Source organism: Halogranum roseipondis, from assembly GCF_059695585.1.
In genome coordinates this window covers 323,611-336,951 of the sequence record NZ_CM185235.1, presented here as the reverse complement: position 1 = coordinate 336,951, position 13,341 = coordinate 323,611, and the positions used below count along the sequence as shown (strand labels likewise).

Below are 13,341 nucleotides of genomic sequence, written 5' to 3'. Positions count from 1 at the left end.
GCGAGGTCGGTCAGTTCTCCCGGTTGTGTCTCGACGCTCCACGGTCGAAAAAATATATTGTGGATGCCGTGGTAGTTACTATCACAGCCATGGGGGAGACAAACTCGTGCCTCACGTGTGAATCGTGCGGGGCAAAGCTCAGCTGGCCCGTCGTCCGGGGGTTGACGGCGAAGCGAGAGGGTAGTTCCGCGGCGCTGTACTGCCCGGCGTGTCGGTCGCCGATGGACCAGGTGGACGTACGTGCGGTCCAACCCTGACCGGGCGTGCGAAGAGCAGACTGTTCTTTCGGGGAACGAGACCACCGACGGACGCTGGAGCGTCGTCGCCGAGACGAACCGAAACCCGAAGTTTTTCTACGGTAACCGACGGAGCAGTAGGTGCAGAGTCCCGTGGTGTAGTGGCCAATCATCTGGGCCTTTGGAGCCCAGGACAGCGGTTCGAATCCGCTCGGGACTATGTTCTGGGAGCGAAAGCGAGCAGTAGTCGTCTGACGGCGGATTCGACGCCCAGAAGACGAGCGAATGTGAGTCTTCGCGGTTCGAATCCGCTTTCGGAGCCGATCGGAACGACTGCCGAACCACGTCGTGAGCGACAACCGTTCCCCGCCGACGCTCAGTCGGCGACACCTACCGCTCTGCACCGTCGAGAGAACGCCGAAAAACCGCGACGTCTCAGTCGAGGTGTTCGATTCCCTCTTTCGAGACGTTCGCTCGCGTGACGACGTCCGGCATCCAGTCGGGGCCGTCACTCGGTTTCTCTTCCTTCCACGCCCATCCGTTGTAGATGTGGACCTTGTCGGTGCCTTTCTCCCGGAGGCGAAGTTCCGCACGACCGTCGACCTCCTCCTCGCTCGGGGCCGGTGGGAGTCGACGCGCTGCTTTCAGTGCCGCCTGCCGCGGGGTGCTCCCGCTGAAGACGCTGTCCTCGGTGCCGTTCTCTTCCCGGAGCACGAAGTTTCGTTTGCCGTCTTGTCGTACCATTGGTCTGCCCTCGACTATCGTCACTCGGCCAATCACTAAATAACCACCCCACGGAATCGGGGTTCGACCCCCGAAACGACGAAGAGGCTGCTGGTCGAGTGACCGGTATGGTGTCTCCACGCCGGGTCGCGAGAGCGATCTTTCGCGCCGGTCGGTATCTCGTCTTCTCGGCGTACTACGCGGCGGTCGCCGCGAACCACCGTCACGAACTGTTCGCTCCGCCGAAACGCGTCGACGGCGCGCGCTTCCGGAGCTACGAACTCGTCAACAAACACGGCCGAGACGTCCTCCTGCGACGGTTGCTCGCCCGCTGTGGCCCCGGTGAGACGGTGTTCGACGTGGGGGCGAACACCGGCGTCTACGCACTCGCCGTCGCCGCGGCCGAACCGACCGCGCGGGTGGTCGCCTTCGAACCGAACCCGGTCGTCTGCGAGCAGTTGCGGGCGAACGTCGCACGCAACGGGTTCGGAGACCGAATCGACGTCCGAGCGGTCGGCGCGGGCGACGACGCCGGCGTCCGGTCGTTCTACCGGTCGACGTACGACGAGCTGGGGTCGTTCGACGCCGACAACGCGAGCGCCTGGGAGGCGCGCATCCGCGACGAAGTGAGAGTCCCCGTCGTCCGACTGGACGACCTCGTCGCCGACGGCGACGTCCCGCCGCCGGATCACCTGAAGGTCGACGTCGAAGGGTTCGGCTACGACGTCCTTCGTGGGGCCGAGACGACGCTACGCCGTCACCGGCCGGTCGTCTACTTCGAACCACACGCCGTCGCCGACGGCGACCGCGACGCCGACGCCGTGGCGACGTTTCTCCGTTCGCTCGGCTATCGGATCCGGATCCGAGACGACGCGTGGGTGTGTGACCCCGACGCGGACCGCTCGGGGGCGTGAACCGCCGCAGGGGTGTAGTTCGAGACGCCTTCAGCGTCGCCTCAGCTGTCGGAGCGGAAACGGTCGAGGACGACGCGTCTTCGGCGAGAACGCTCTGCTCGCCCGTCGAATCCACGAGTCGCCGATCGATCGGAGCTTCGAACCAAGATTCGGCCAGAGAACAAAAACCTGTCGTAACGCCTAAGACCGGAACGACCCTCTTCTTCGATAACAATGAGTAAGGAACGTTGCCTCCGGGGGTGGCCTCGTGGGCGTTGAGATCAAGGAGTCCTCCGTCTCCGACGACGAGTTCGCGGAGATGAAGCGGTTTGTCTACGATTATCTCGCTGCGAGCGTCGAGAACGAAGAGGACGGCGGCAGGATGCGGTGGTACCCGTGGCACAGCGCCGACTACCGGTTCAACCACATCCTCAACGTGGTCGACATCGCGACTCACATCGCGAAGCGCGAAGGTGCGGACGTCGACGTCGTCAGAGTGGCCGCGCTGTTCCACGACATCGCCAAACTCGACGCCGACCAGGACGTCCACGCCGAGGAGGGCGCTCGCGTCGCCCGCGAGTATCTGTCGGCACGCGGCGGGTTCCCGGAGTCGTTCATCGATCAGGTGTGTCAGTCGATCACCGACCACTCCTATCAGGGGCCGCTCTCGGACGTCTCCCTGGAGACGCAGTGTCTCATCGAGGCCGACATCCTCGACAAGGTCGGTGCCAACGGGACGGCGCTGATGCTCCTCCGGATGGGCTACGAGGCCCGGACCCACATGGACGCCGCCGAGATGGTCCAGCGCGTCCTCGAACGTGGGAAAGACCACTCCACGCGGATCGTCAGCGACACCGCCGAGAGCATCGCCCACCAGCGGCTCAAACGCGTCAAGTGGTTCCGCGAGTGGCTCGAAGAGGAGGTCGCCGAGATGAACCGGTACGGAGACGACGTCTGAGAGAGCTCGATTCGCTCGGATCGGTCGACGGGTAGATCGTCTCCCTCAGAACGTCTCCAGCACGCCGAGCACCCGCTCTTCGGCGTCGCGTCCGGGGTCGTGCTCCGCGCCGTCCCGGTCGCTCCGTCGGTGTTCCGCGACTGTCCGTGTCATCGCCTCCGCGAGCGGCGTCGACTCCCAGCCGAGACTCGCGAGTTTGTTCGTATCGAAGACGTGCGGATACTCCCGATAGAGGACGAACTCCGACGGTTCGAGACCGCCAGCGGCGAGTTCGCGCTGGCCCGCGTGGACCACCTCGATCTCGGTGTCCATCGTGTCGGCGGCGAGGGTCAACAGCTCTTCGAGCGTGACGAGTCGACGGTCGCCGACGTTGTAGGCCTCGCCCGGAGTCCCCTCCTCGGCGACGACGCGGAGCGCGCTGGCGACGTCCTCGACGTAGGCGCGGTGCCAGAGGTTCTGGCCGTCGCCCGGGACGACGACTCGGTCGTAGTTGTCGACGCGGCCGAGCCAGTAGTCCAGCCGCTCGGTGTAGTCGTGCGGACCGTAGACGATACACGGGCGAACGCTCATCGCAGCGACGCCGTTCTCGGCCGCTGCGGCGACGACGCGGTCACCCTCGGCCTTCCGGTGTCCATACGTCTCGTTCGACTCGTCGTCGGCCTGCTCGGCGCTACACGGTCGCAGCGGCGTCTCGCCTTCGCGCTTGGGAATCTCCTCGCGACCGTAGGCGTCGCCGCTGGAGACGTAGACGTAGGCGTCGACGTCGGCGAACACCTCGACGGCGCGCTCGACTTCACCCGGTTTGTACGCGACGCAGTCGATCACGACGTCGGGACGGGCGGCGAGCGAGGCAGTCTGGAGATCCGTGTCGTCGGTGCGGTCTCCCTGAATGTGGTCGACGCGGTCGTCGTCGGCGAAGGGATCGTCGTGGTTCCCGCGGTTGAAGATGGTGACGTCGTAGTCGTGTGCGAGCAGTTCGTCGACGGTGTGCCGACCGATGAAGCGCGTTCCGCCGATGACGAGCGCGTGGGTCATACCGGAGGATGTGACCGCGTCGAAAAAAGTGTGGCAGTCTCGCGGGCGGACGACGCCAACGGGGGGCCACCAGAGAGCGGTCGAATCGGCTCTCCGAGAGAGGCCGCCGGGCTAGAGGTACGACGCGTCCCACCGCGACGGCCGTCGCTTGTTGCCGCAGTCGTTGCAGACGACGCGACCCATCGCGTCCATCGACACCTCGAAGCTCTCACAGTGCCCACAGAAGTAGCCGTAGCGCTCCGCGCGGTTCTCGTCGAGGTAGGCGACGTAGAGCGGCGCGACCGACCCGCGGTCGCTCTCGTCGAAGGCGACGTAGACCGTGGTATCGTCGATCTGCCGGGGGTCCAGCGGTGCCTGCGGTTCGCCCTCGGCGCCGGGGAACTTCAGATAGGTCCGCTCCTTGAACGACTCCGCCCCGAGGTCGATCTTCCGGGTGTCTCCCTCCTCGTAGCCGTGTCCCTCGTAGAACTCCGCCCCGCCTTTGTTGACGGTGAGCACCTTCCCCGTGAGTCGGGTCGCACCCCGGTCGACGAGCTCCTCCTCGGTCCGAGTGAGGAGTCGCGCCCCGAGACCCTCGCCGCGGGCGGTCGGCGAGACGTGGAGCCAGTTGATCTCGCCGGTCGTCCCCTCTTTCCCCCGCAGGTAGCTCTGTGAGAACCCGACGACGGTTCCGTCGTCGTCGGCGACGAGGTACACTGCGTCGTCACGGGCGAACTCGTCGGCGAGCGTTTCGCCGTACCACTCGTCGACCGACTCGTCGATGACCGACTCGTCCAGTGCGTGGCTGTACGACTCCATCAGCGAATCGTGCGCAACTTGTCGGATACTGTCGATATCGTCGGTCGTCGCCTCACGGATCTCCATACCACTCCGTGCGACTGCGTCACATAAAATACTCTCGGCGTGGAGAGGTTCCGAGACGCGGCCGGGCGTGCTCGACCGCGACGAAGCGGTCGCTGCCACGTCGGGACCGTTCGAACCGGCGGCGCTCTCAGGCTTCCTTCGTCACGCCGGTCACCATCACCGGCCGCTCGGCGTTGAGGATCACCGTCTGCGTGACGCTGCCGAACAGTGCCTTCCCGGCCGGCGAGCGTTTGCGTCCGCCGACGACGACGAGGTCGGCGTCGACGTCGCCGGCGACGTCGATAATTCCCTCCGCCGGATCGCCGCTGGACTCTTCGACGTCGTACTCGACGCCGGCGGCCTCGAAGACGTCGCTCGCCTCGCGGACCGAAGCGACCTGTGTCGCCGACGCGCCGCTGGGGTTGTCGCTGAAACTGTGGATGATCGTCACTCGTTTCTCCGTTCCCGCTCCCGGGAGGTCGACGATCTCCTGTGCACACTGACGGGCGTGTACCTCGTCGTCGTCGACACCGAGTACCACGTGATACATACGCACAGACACCCGGTCAGACGGCTTAGTTTTTCGGGGAGACGGCGTCGGGGTCGTCGACGTACTGGGAGACGTAGACGACGAGCAACAGCGGAACGCCGAGCACGGTCGCGAGCGTGAGCGCGCCGTAGGCGGCGAAGCCGAGTTGGGTCGGTGGGAACTCGACGAGGAACAGATACGCTGGCGGTCGGAGGTCGTCGACGAACGTCGCCGTCAGGTAGCCTGCGGCACCGCCGACGCTGACGAGCGCGAGATAGAGCCCCAAGACGAACCGTCGGCCGCGGAAGCCTCGTTGTGGCACGTTCGAAACGCGGGGCTGATTCCGATTAGCCCTTTCGGGAACGTGTCGGGGGTCGACGGGAGAACCGCGGACCACGAGTATCGACGGGTCTTTGTCGACGCAGTCCCGAGTGCAGGTATGACCGACAAGGACCTCCTCGGCATCGTGCTCGCGGGCGTCGCACTGCTGATGTTCGCGACGGGCGTCATCCTCGCAGTCTGAGCAGCGCGCTCGGTCCCAACTCGTCTCCGTTTTTCTGACGCGTCGACAGCGAGAGCGCTCGCAGTCCTCCGTCGCTCGCGACACTGGCGACGAGCATCGCCCGTAGACGACACCGGAAGCGAGAGCGCCGTCGCTCGGGCTCGGGCGTGTGAACACAGAGAGATGAGAAGACAAACCCAGACGTCACCGAAGCGGAACGCGTTCCGGAGCGTTTAGGCGTCGTGTCGTCCGTTTCCTGACCGCCGTCGGTGGCGACTTCCTGCTCTTCCCCATCACCAGAACTCTTCGAGTTCTGGTTTGCTCACGAATCGTCTTCGTCCGATTCGTGACCGCCGTCCGTGATCTTCGTCTGCAGTTTGCGGTCGAACCAGTCCCACTCGGCGGTGTAGAGACCGTCCTCTTTCAGGTTCCACGGGTCGCCGTCCTCGATGACCGGCCCTTCGAGCCACGAGATGACGAAGTTGTACGTCCAGATGAACCCGCCGACGAGCAACAGCAGTGCGCCGACCGTCGCGACCTGGTGGAGCGTCATGAACTCCGGCAGGTAGGTCGCGTAGCGACGGGGCATGCCGCCGTAGCCCAGCAGGATCATCGCGAAGAACGTCACGTTCGTCCCGATCATCCAGAGCCAGAAGTGCCACTTGCCGAGTTTCCGCTGGTACATCCGCCCGGTGAAGATGGGGTACCAGTAGTAGAGCCCGGCGAATCCGGCGAAGGCGATGGCCCCCATGACGATGTAGTGGAAGTGACCGACGACGTAGTAGGTGTCGTGAAGCACGAGGTCGATCGGGATCGACGCGAGGAAGACGCCGGTGACGCCGCCGATGATGAAGTTCGAGACGAAGCCGATACAGAACAGCATCGGCGTGGTGAGTCGGATGCGGCCGTTCCACATCGTCGTGATCCAGTTGAACGTCTTCACTGCGGAGGGGATCGCGATCGCCAACGACACCGCCATGAACGACGCACGGAGTCGCGGGTCGATGCCGGTCGCGAACATGTGGTGTGCCCAGACGCCGAACGAGAGCACGCCGATGGCGAGCGTCGAGTAGACGACGAACTTGAACCCGAACAGCCGCCGCCCGGAGAACCGCGGCAGCACGTAGCTGACGATCCCCATCGGCGGCAGCACGAGGATGTACACTTCGGGGTGACCGAAGAACCAAAACAGGTGTTGCCAGAGGATGTTACCGCCCTCGCCCGCGAAGAAGACAGTCCCGAGGTTGCGGTCGAGCAGCAGCATGACCATCGCGCTGCCCAGAAGCGGGAACGCGAAGAGGATGAGTCCCGACTGGGTGAGGATCGTCCACGAGAAGATGTCGAGGTTCGCCCAGGTGACCTCCTCGGCGCGTTCGGTGAAGATGGTCGCGATGAAGTTGATCGACCCCATCGTCGCCGAGACGCCGGAGAGATGCAGGCCGAGGAGCATCAAGTCGACGCCGGCGTTGGCCTGGTTGCCCTGTCCGACGCCGGCCGACAGCGGCGTGTACATCGTCCAGGCGGTCTGCGCCGGGATGATGTCGCTCGTCGGGATGAGGAAGCCGGCCCAGATGAGGAGCGCGGCGGGCGGCAGCAGCCAGAAGGCGATGGCGTTGATGCGGGGGAACGCCATGTCGTCTGCACCGATGACGAGCGGGATGAAGTAGTTCGAGAACGCCGCGAGGATCGGCGTCCCGAAGAGAAACAGCATCGTGATCCCGTGACTCGTCAGCAGCGAGTTGTAGAACGAGTTCGAGATGAGCGTCATCCCGGGGTCGGCGAGTTCCAGTCGCATGACGACGACCATCAGCCCACCGACGACGAAGGCGATGACGCCGTACAGTCCGTACAGCATCCCGATGTCCTTGTGGTCGACGGTCGTCAGCCAGCGGATGAGTCCGCCCGGTTTCTCGTGTGCGTGCCCACTCTCCTGTCCGTACGCGCCTCCACCACTGGCGAGCGGTGTGTAGGAGCGCCAGTTCTCCACCCGGGTGAGCCAGGCGGCGACGGCCACGAGGAAAACCCCCATGAGCACCGTCAGTGCTAACTGTCCGTTAATCTCCATGGGAGCCACTGAGGAGTGGAAGGTAAAGAAAGATTCGGGTGACAGCCGTCAGTCGTCGTTCTCGGCGGTAGATTCCTGTTCGGTGGCGCTGGACTCCTGTTCGGCGAGCTGGGCTCGCTCTTCGTCGGAGAGTTCGGCCTCCTCCTCGTACTCTTCGAGCGTCTTCGATCCGGGAACGGTCGCCTGCCCGGCGAGGAACACTTCCGAGCGCTTCTCGTCGCCGGCGATGGCCTTCCCCGAAAGGTAGGTCAGCACACCCAGTGCGAGCAGTGGGACGATGAGCAGACCGTACGAGATGGTCGTCGCCAGGAAGTCGAACCCGAAGGGGTTGAGGAGAGCGAAGAGGACCATGAAGAACACGATGATCCCCAGCGGGATGATGTTCACCGTCAGGTCGAGGATGGTCTCCTTGTCGAAGATTTTGGCTGCCATGGTTGGCTGTTACAGACGCCCATCAAATAGATTGTTGGTTCACGTTCGTTCCCGCCGGTTCGGCCGAAGGACGTGTCGTGAGCGGGTACGGCGGGGGCTCAGGCCGGACTGGACTTCTGGACGAACGTCGTCCCGACGATACTCCCGAGCAGCAGCAGTCCGCCGGCGACGATGACCGCGTAGCCGCGGGCGACGAACCGGATCCCTTCGGCCGTCGACACCGTGTCGGCGTACAGTAGCAGACCGCCGAACGCGAACAGCAGCACCGAACAGACGGCGAGCGCTCGCCACGGCGTCTTCGCGTAGCCCGCCTCCTTGGCCATCCCGGCGACGCTCCCACAGAGCAACAGCAGGCCGCCGACCGAGAGGGCGGCGAGGTCGAAGAGGATACCGATCTCCGCGATCGGGATCCCGAGTGCGATGAACAGTGGCCACGGGCTCGCCATCCGGTATTGGTCGCTCAATCCGGGGTTCTCGTCCATACGCCCCGTAGAGACCGGAGCCTACAAAGCGCTTCGGAAGGGACGCCGGCTCGGCTACGGGAGGCTGACGCCGTGGCGCGCCAGATAGTCGTTGACGGCTTTGATCTCGACGGGACTCCCGACGATGCGACACTGCGCTTCGCTCCGGGAGAACACCGACACCGTGAACTCGGCTTCGAGTTCGTCTCGAAGCCCGTCGAGCGAACCACAGGGGAGGACGATCTCCGTGCTGTCGCGGAGGTGGGCGGGATCGGGCATGGGGTATTTTTCCACACAGTTGGTCGACGGATAATCGTGTCGAAGTGACGCTCTATACCTACTACGTGCGTAGCGTGCGTACGCGGGTGCAGAGAGACGTGAAGGAAAGGGTTTTTCGAGTGACGCGGCGGAACTGTAGGTAATGGGTCTCGAGGAGGAGATAGACGAACTCCGCGAGGAGATCGCCAACACGCCCTACAACAAGTCCACGGAGGCACACATCGGGCGCCTGAAGGCGAAGCTCGCGGAGAAGAAAGAGAAACTGGAGAACCAGTCCTCCGCCGGCGGCGGCGTCGGCTACGCCGTCGAGAAGACCGGCGACGCAACGATCGCGCTCGTCGGCTTCCCGAGCGTCGGCAAGTCGACGCTCATCAACGCCATCACCAACGCCGACAGCGAGACCGGCGAGTACGAGTTCACGACGCTCGACGTCAACCCCGGAATGCTGCAGTACCGCGGTGCCAACATCCAGGTGCTCGACGTACCGGGGCTCATCGAGGGCGCGGCGGGCGGTCGCGGCGGCGGCAAGGAGGTGCTCTCGGTCGTCCGCACGGCCGACCTCGTCGTCTTCATGCTCTCGGTGTTCGAGATCGAGAAGTACGAGCGGCTGCGAGAGGAACTGTACAACAACAAGATCCGCCTCGACACCGAGCGACCGAGCGTCTTCATCACGAAGAAGGGTCGCGGCGGCATCCGTGTGACGAAGACCGACGACGTCCGACTCGACGAGGAGACGATCAAGGGGATCCTCCGCGAACACGGCTACGTCAACGCCGAGGTGACTGTCCGCGGCGACATCACCGTCGACGAACTGATCGACGGTATCATGGACAACCGCATCTACCTCCCCTCGATCGTCGCCGCCAACAAGGCCGACCTCATCGACCGCGACTACCTGCCGACCGTCGAGGAGGAACTCCGGGATATCGGTCTCGACCCCGAGGAGGTCGTGTTCATCAGCGCCGTCGAGGAGAAGGGACTCGACGCGCTCAAAGAGAAGATCTGGAACGCGCTCGGACTCATCCGCATCTACATGGACAAGCCGGGCCGCGGCGTCGACTACGAGGAACCGCTCGTACTCATGGAGGGTGACACCGTCGGCACTGCCTGCAAGAAACTCGGCAAGAAGTTCGAAGACCGCTTCCGCTTCGCTCGGGTGTCCGGCCCGAGCGCGAAACACGACGACCAGCAGGTCGGCAAGGACCACGAACTCGCCGACGAGGACGTCCTCCGCATCGTCGCCCAGCGGTGAGCGGGCCCGCACCGGCCTCACCTGACTCGCCCGACGCGCCCGTCACACCGGACTCGGCGTCTCGACGCTCGTCCGCGACACGGCGCCGACTGCTCGCCGTCCTCGTTCTCGCCGTCGTCCCGTGGTCGGTTCAGACGTTCGTCGGCGGCGGCGCGACGTTCGTCTTCCCGTGGGGGTTGCTCACCGTCGACCCGCTGCACGTGACGACGCTCGCGGACTTCCTGCTGTTCACGCAGGGGTTGCCGGACTACATTCTCGCGTGGCCGCTCGGCGTGGCCTGCTATCTCGTCGCCGTCGGCAGCGTCGTCGGCGGCGTGGTGACGGATCGCGAGGATCGGCGACTCACCGCCGTCGCGCTCGCGTTGGCCGGGGTCACACAGCTCGAACTCGCCCGTGGGTTCTCGGCGCAGCCGGGACGGGTCGCGTGGCCGCTCGGGACGCTGCTGCTGTGGGGCGTCGCGTGGTACGTCTATCGAGTGAGTCCAGCGTCCGGCGATGGCGACGGTGGATCGTGAGCCGTCGGGTCGAGCGTTCGTCGACACGGCTGCCGAGTCGGGCCCAGTCGCATCGAGCGACCGAAGACGTCAGTCGTCGGCCGGGGCGCTGGGGCGGTAGCTCCGACTGACCTTCTTCCACGTTCCCGTGTCGAACCGGTAGTAGTTGAGCACTGCCGGTATCGTCGTCTCCGCCAGGAACGCGAGGTAGAGCCCGGTGAGGCCGATCGCCGGCACCGCCGCGCCGAGACCGGCCAGCAGTATCGACCCGGCCATCCCGAGGAACTGGCTGCCGAACGCCCAGCGCGTGTCGCCGCTGGCGTCGAGCGGCCCCGCCGCGCCGCCGGAGACGCCCTGTAGGACGACGGCGACGCAGGCGACGTAGACGAGCGAGACCGTGATCGGGTAGGCCTCCGCCGAGGGGTTGAACAGCGAGACGATGGGCTCGGCGAACAGGCCGACGAGGACGGCCGAGACGAGGTAGGTCGCCACGGCGAAGCGGATCACCTCGCGGCCGTAGGTCTCTGCGGTGTCCTCGTCGCCCGTGCCGAGCGCCTGCCCGACGAGGCTGGAGGAGGCCAGACCGAACCCCCAGCCGGGCGTGTTCATGATGCCCCAGATGCGGCGGGCGACGACGAACGCCGCGACGACCGGCTGGCCCATACTACTGAGGATGGCGAGCATCGGGAACTCCGCGACGGTCCAGACGAGGTTCCGCCCCATCACGGGGAGGCCGATGGAGACGAGGTCGCGCAGCGTGTCGAGGTCGAAGTACGTGCCGACCGGGTCGATGCGGACCGGGAACGCGCCGATGCCGGGGAGGTGGCCGCGCGTCAGCCCGAGGGCGAAGGCGGCGGTGACGACGACGTTCGAGAGGACGGTGCCGAGTGCGGCCCCGGCGACGTCCAGTCCGAGGCCGAAGATGAGCACGGCGTTGACGGCGACGTTGATCACGGCCCCGCTCCCGCGGAGCACCATCGCGACGTAGGCGTCGTCGCTGCCGACGAGCACGCGACTGCCGACGAGGTTCAGCCCCGCGAAGGGGACGCCGAAGCCGACGATGCGGAGGTAGGTCGCGCCGTACTCGACGACCTGCGGGTCGCCGTTGATGAGCGAGACGAGGTCGGTCGCGAAAAACGCGAAGGCGAGCGTGACGGGGACGGTCGCGACGACGACGAGCGCAGTGCTGGCGCGGACCGCAAGGTCGATGCCCTCGCCGTCGTCCGCGCCGAAGCGTTGGGAGACGAGCGCGATGGTGCCGGCGGCGATCCCGCCGCCGAGCGAGAAGGCGAGCCCCCAGTAGGGGCCGGCGATGCCGACGCCGGTGATGGCCGCGGTGCCGGCGGCGACCCCGACCATCGCCACGTCGACGGCGTTCTTCGACATGCGAGCGATACCGGTGACGATGCGGGGCCACGCGAGGTCGGCCGTCCGGATCGCACGGGCGCGGTCGAGGAGGCCGAGTCGGGAGAGCGCGAGACCGATGGAGACGATCAGCAGTCGAAACGGGTTCGGCAGCGAGGACACGGTGTCGGAAGTTCGGTCGCGCCCTACTTACGGGCGTCGTCACGTCGTCGCTGCGGCGGGTGTGAACGGTCCCCAGCGGTGCCGCCTCCGGCACGCTTTTTGACGCAGCGGCCGACAGTTCGGGTATGTCCGGTACGCTCGACCACGTGATGATGCGCGTCGAAGATTTAGAGGAGTCCCTCGACTGGTACACGACCCACCTGAACTACGAGGAGAAAGACCGTTGGGAGGCCGACACGTTCACCAACGTCTATCTCGGGCCCGAGGAGATGCACGAGGAGGGTGCGATGCTCGAACTCACCTACAACCACGGCGACAACAGCTACGAGCTGGGCGACGCCTGGGGGCACATCGCCGTGCGCGTGCCCGAAGGTGAACTCGAAGAGTCCTATCAGGAGCTGATGGACGCCGGCGTCGAGGACTACCGGGACCCCGAGTCGTGTGACTACAACTACGCGTTCGTGAAGGACCCCGACGGCCACGAGGTCGAGATCGTCAAGCGCGACCCCGAGCAGGGCGCGAAGTGGAGCATCGACCACACGATGATCCGCGTCGAGGACGCCGACGAGGCGCTGGGCTTCTGGACCCGCAAGTTCGAGTACGAGCACACGGGTCGCTGGGAGTCCGACTCCTTCGCGAACTACTTCATGAAGCCCGAGGGGGCGGCCGACGAGGCGATGGCCGTCGAGCTGACGTACAACTACGACGGGCGGAGCTACGAGCTGGGCGACGCCTGGGGGCACCTGGCCGTACGCGCCGACGACCTGAACGACTACTGGGAGACGCTCTCCGAGCGTGAAGTCGAACAGTACCGCACGCCCGAGGAGTGCGACGACAAGTACGCGTTCACGAAGGACCAGGACGGCCACGAGATCGAAGTGCTGGAGCGGGAGTTCGAGGGGTCGCTGTTCCCGAACTGATAATTTTCGGTAATACGACTTCTTTGTTCGGTCCAGTTGAGACTATCATCGCTTAGCTCACACTGACGAGTTGTTCCGCTTCAAGCGGCGGTTGCATATCGGTTCGTGCTGCGGGTGGATTCACAGTACCGATCTGCGCTGTAAAAGACTCGAAAGCGCGTGTTAGGGCTTCTCCATCCATAATCGGCAATT

At 65.3% G+C, this 13,341-nt stretch carries 16 protein-coding genes and 1 tRNA gene; 7 read left to right on the top strand and 10 right to left on the bottom strand.

Annotation, left to right across the window (positions count from 1 at the left end):
• The first annotated feature begins 383 nt into the window (after window positions 1-383).
• Window positions 384-456: transfer RNA gene (locus tag EOHIBHHM_RS01870), tRNA-Gln, on the top strand.
• Between the two features lie 215 nt (window positions 457-671).
• Here the strand turns inward: EOHIBHHM_RS01870 and EOHIBHHM_RS01865 are convergent.
• Window positions 672-980 (bottom strand): non-histone chromosomal MC1 family protein, encoded by a 309-nt coding sequence (locus EOHIBHHM_RS01865; RefSeq protein ID WP_497254071.1) that lies wholly within the window; start codon window positions 978-980, stop codon window positions 672-674.
• A gap of 107 nt (window positions 981-1,087) precedes the next feature.
• Between EOHIBHHM_RS01865 and EOHIBHHM_RS01860 the strand changes: the two genes are divergently transcribed.
• Both EOHIBHHM_RS01860 and EOHIBHHM_RS01855 read left to right on the top strand, forming a co-directional pair.
• A complete protein-coding gene (locus tag EOHIBHHM_RS01860; RefSeq protein ID WP_497254069.1) occupies window positions 1,088-1,873 on the top strand; it encodes an FkbM family methyltransferase in 786 nt (261 codons plus the stop codon).
• Between the two features lie 247 nt (window positions 1,874-2,120).
• Window positions 2,121-2,810 carry an HD domain-containing protein gene (locus EOHIBHHM_RS01855; protein ID WP_497254067.1) on the top strand — a complete coding sequence of 230 codons (690 nt, stop codon included), beginning with the start codon at window positions 2,121-2,123 and terminating at the stop codon, window positions 2,808-2,810.
• A 45-nt stretch (window positions 2,811-2,855) separates the two neighbouring features.
• Here EOHIBHHM_RS01855 and EOHIBHHM_RS01850 read toward each other — a convergent pair whose 3' ends face one another.
• From EOHIBHHM_RS01850 to EOHIBHHM_RS01835, 4 genes are all read right to left on the bottom strand, one after another.
• Window positions 2,856-3,845: an NAD-dependent epimerase/dehydratase family protein gene (locus tag EOHIBHHM_RS01850; RefSeq protein ID WP_497254065.1), complete on the bottom strand. Its 990-nt coding sequence runs from the start codon at window positions 3,843-3,845 to the stop codon at window positions 2,856-2,858.
• 111 nt (window positions 3,846-3,956) lie between these two features.
• Window positions 3,957-4,709, bottom strand: a complete 753-nt coding sequence (locus tag EOHIBHHM_RS01845; RefSeq protein WP_497254063.1) for a GNAT family N-acetyltransferase — start codon at window positions 4,707-4,709, stop codon at window positions 3,957-3,959.
• Window positions 4,710-4,836: 127 nt separating this feature from the next.
• Complete coding sequence (locus EOHIBHHM_RS01840) at window positions 4,837-5,238, bottom strand: universal stress protein (protein ID WP_497254061.1); 402 nt, start codon at window positions 5,236-5,238, stop codon at window positions 4,837-4,839.
• Between the two features lie 25 nt (window positions 5,239-5,263).
• The gene (locus EOHIBHHM_RS01835; protein ID WP_497254059.1) at window positions 5,264-5,539 is read right to left on the bottom strand and encodes a DUF7520 family protein; all 276 of its coding nucleotides are present in this window, start codon (window positions 5,537-5,539) and stop codon (window positions 5,264-5,266) included.
• Between the two features lie 42 nt (window positions 5,540-5,581).
• Between EOHIBHHM_RS01835 and EOHIBHHM_RS01830 the strand changes: the two genes are divergently transcribed.
• On the top strand, window positions 5,582-5,740 hold the full coding sequence (locus EOHIBHHM_RS01830) for a hypothetical protein (protein WP_497254057.1): 159 nt from the start codon (window positions 5,582-5,584) through the stop codon (window positions 5,738-5,740).
• A 301-nt stretch (window positions 5,741-6,041) separates the two neighbouring features.
• Here EOHIBHHM_RS01830 and EOHIBHHM_RS01825 read toward each other — a convergent pair whose 3' ends face one another.
• The 4 genes from EOHIBHHM_RS01825 to EOHIBHHM_RS01810 all read right to left on the bottom strand — a co-directional run bounded on the left by EOHIBHHM_RS01825 (window position 6,042) and on the right by EOHIBHHM_RS01810 (window position 8,956).
• Window positions 6,042-7,784, bottom strand: coding sequence for a cbb3-type cytochrome c oxidase subunit I (locus EOHIBHHM_RS01825; protein ID WP_497254055.1), 1,743 nt, complete (start codon window positions 7,782-7,784; stop codon window positions 6,042-6,044).
• Between the two features lie 48 nt (window positions 7,785-7,832).
• Window positions 7,833-8,216 carry a DUF6684 family protein gene (locus tag EOHIBHHM_RS01820; protein WP_497254053.1) on the bottom strand — a complete coding sequence of 128 codons (384 nt, stop codon included), beginning with the start codon at window positions 8,214-8,216 and terminating at the stop codon, window positions 7,833-7,835.
• 98 nt (window positions 8,217-8,314) lie between these two features.
• The gene (locus tag EOHIBHHM_RS01815) at window positions 8,315-8,698 is read right to left on the bottom strand and encodes a DUF7541 family protein (protein ID WP_497254051.1); all 384 of its coding nucleotides are present in this window, start codon (window positions 8,696-8,698) and stop codon (window positions 8,315-8,317) included.
• Between the two features lie 54 nt (window positions 8,699-8,752).
• The gene (locus EOHIBHHM_RS01810) at window positions 8,753-8,956 is read right to left on the bottom strand and encodes a VNG_1110C family protein (RefSeq protein ID WP_497254049.1); all 204 of its coding nucleotides are present in this window, start codon (window positions 8,954-8,956) and stop codon (window positions 8,753-8,755) included.
• A 142-nt stretch (window positions 8,957-9,098) separates the two neighbouring features.
• On the opposite strand from EOHIBHHM_RS01810, the gene EOHIBHHM_RS01805 reads away from it, so the two are divergent.
• Together EOHIBHHM_RS01805 and EOHIBHHM_RS01800 are read left to right on the top strand one after the other, a co-directional pair.
• Window positions 9,099-10,208: an OBG GTPase family GTP-binding protein gene (locus tag EOHIBHHM_RS01805; RefSeq protein WP_497254047.1), complete on the top strand. Its 1,110-nt coding sequence runs from the start codon at window positions 9,099-9,101 to the stop codon at window positions 10,206-10,208.
• Complete coding sequence (locus tag EOHIBHHM_RS01800) at window positions 10,205-10,723, top strand: TIGR04206 family protein (protein WP_497254045.1); 519 nt, start codon at window positions 10,205-10,207, stop codon at window positions 10,721-10,723. Before EOHIBHHM_RS01805 ends, EOHIBHHM_RS01800 begins: the two co-directional genes overlap by 4 nt.
• A 69-nt stretch (window positions 10,724-10,792) precedes the next feature.
• On the opposite strand, the gene EOHIBHHM_RS01795 is transcribed toward EOHIBHHM_RS01800, so the two are convergent.
• Window positions 10,793-12,229 (bottom strand): MATE family efflux transporter, encoded by a 1,437-nt coding sequence (locus tag EOHIBHHM_RS01795; protein ID WP_497254043.1) that lies wholly within the window; start codon window positions 12,227-12,229, stop codon window positions 10,793-10,795.
• A gap of 125 nt (window positions 12,230-12,354) precedes the next feature.
• Between EOHIBHHM_RS01795 and EOHIBHHM_RS01790 the strand changes: the two genes are divergently transcribed.
• On the top strand, window positions 12,355-13,149 hold the full coding sequence (locus EOHIBHHM_RS01790; protein ID WP_497254041.1) for a VOC family protein: 795 nt from the start codon (window positions 12,355-12,357) through the stop codon (window positions 13,147-13,149).
• Window positions 13,150-13,341: the final 192 nt, after the last annotated feature.